General features: G+C 64.8%; 3 protein-coding genes. 2 read left to right on the top strand and 1 reads right to left on the bottom strand.

Annotation, left to right across the window (positions count from 1 at the left end):
• Positions 1–433: PAS domain-containing protein (locus F6S12_RS31610; RefSeq protein ID WP_315869843.1), on the bottom strand; the 433-nt coding region annotated here is incomplete at its 3' end.
• 182 nt (positions 434–615) lie between these two features.
• Between F6S12_RS31610 and F6S12_RS31615 the strand changes: the two genes are divergently transcribed.
• Positions 616–1,308, top strand: a complete 693-nt coding sequence (locus F6S12_RS31615) for a response regulator transcription factor (RefSeq protein ID WP_053158037.1) — start codon at positions 616–618, stop codon at positions 1,306–1,308.
• Positions 1,308–1,575: histidine kinase sensor domain-containing protein (locus F6S12_RS31620; protein ID WP_315869844.1), on the top strand; the 268-nt coding region annotated here is incomplete at its 3' end. The genes F6S12_RS31615 and F6S12_RS31620, both read left to right, overlap by 1 nt.

Here is a 1,575-nt window from a genome sequence, read left to right on the forward strand (position 1 = left end):
CCAGCAATTGCCCGAGGCAGGCATGAGCGGCGGCGATACCGCTCAGGTCGCTGTTGCTGCACAGGCTGGCGAAGGGCTGCCCACTGCTGTCGCGAAAGATCACCGTGGAACTGCGCAGCTCGCGGCCGTCGGGGGCCAGGGTCGGGTAGTTCTCCAGCACCAGCGGGGTCGCCGCGGAGCGGTCTTGCAGGGCACGTCGCACCGCGGCAAAACCCAGGTCCTGGCGCGGCCCGACCAGCACCGGGTCGCCTACCCGGCGCCCGGTGACATGACCATTGGCGATGGCGACGATCGAGCACTCGGGACGGTCAAGGTCATGCAGGACAATCTCCACGTGCCGGCCGACTACACTGCCCAGCATCTGCAAAGTGCTGTGCAGCACCTGCAGCACCAGCTGACGTTCGGCAAGCAGGGAAGCGCAAGATCGGTTCATGGGTGACTACCAAGGTGAACGGCCAGGAAAAATATCAACACTTTGTTGAATATTCAACTTCTTGTTCAGTTGATCCCGGTCATGCCCGCCCATCATGGCAATTGCATAGCCAAGGGCATTGCTGCAATATTCGCAAATGTAAAACGTTCTCATTAAATATCCCCATTCAAGTGCTCTGCCCCATGACCCCCAACCTGCTTCTCGTGGAAGACGACGCCCGACTGCGCGACGACCTGGACCTGCATTTCCGCCAGCGCGGCTTTACCGTCACCACCTGCACCGACGGCCGCCAGGGGCTGGCCGCGGTGCGCGCCGGTCACTTCGACCTGGTGCTGCTGGACATCATGCTGCCGGGCATGGACGGCCTGGCCCTGCTGGAAACCCTGCGCCAGGAACAGGGCACGCCAGTGATGCTGATGTCGGCCCTGGGCGCCGAGCAGGACCGCATCACCGGCTTTACCCGAGGCGCCGACGACTACCTGCCCAAGCCCTTCAGCCTGGCCGAACTGGACGCCCGCGCCGACGCCCTGCTGCGGCGCATGGCCCGGGTGCAACAGCTGCAGGCCACGCGCCAGGACCCGATCCTCAGCTTCGACGAACAGGCCCAGGACGTACTGCACCAGGGCCGCGCAGCGGGCCTGACCGGTTCCGAATACCGGTTGCTGGTGACCCTGCGCGAGCACCCCGGGGAAACCCTGAGCAAGCCGTTTCTCTATCAGCACGTACTGCACCGCATCTACACGAGGCTCGATCGTGGCCTGGATGTGCACGTATGCAACCTGCGGCGCAAACTCGCCGACCTTGGGGTGCAGCACCTGCAGATCCAGGCGGTGCGCGGCGCGGGCTACATCCTGGTGGAAGCGGAACGCCACTGATGCGCCGTCACCCCCTACTTTGGAAACTGGCGCTGTTGCAGATCGGCTTCTGCCTGCTGCTGACCTGGATCATCTGGACCTGGGGCCTGTCGGCCGAGCGCAGCACCTATTTTCTCGACCCCGCCGACCGCCAGTACCTGGCCAGCTACGCCCAGCAGGCCGAGCACGCCTGGCGCCAGGGCGGCGTGGCTGCGGTCGATGAGTTCCAGCGACAACTGGCAACCCGGGAAGACACCTGGGTCGCGGTGATCGGCGATCGCCTGCAGA

It is taken from the genome of Pseudomonas sp. JV245A (assembly GCF_032424515.1).
GTDB classification, from domain to species: Bacteria; Pseudomonadota; Gammaproteobacteria; order Pseudomonadales; family Pseudomonadaceae; genus Aquipseudomonas; species Aquipseudomonas protegens.

Bases quoted from the DNA above. Each gene is read 5' to 3' on its own strand.
- F6S12_RS31615 (WP_053158037.1), top strand. From the start codon at position 616: ATGACCCCCAACCTGCTTCTCGTGGAAGACGACGCCCGACTGCGCGAC.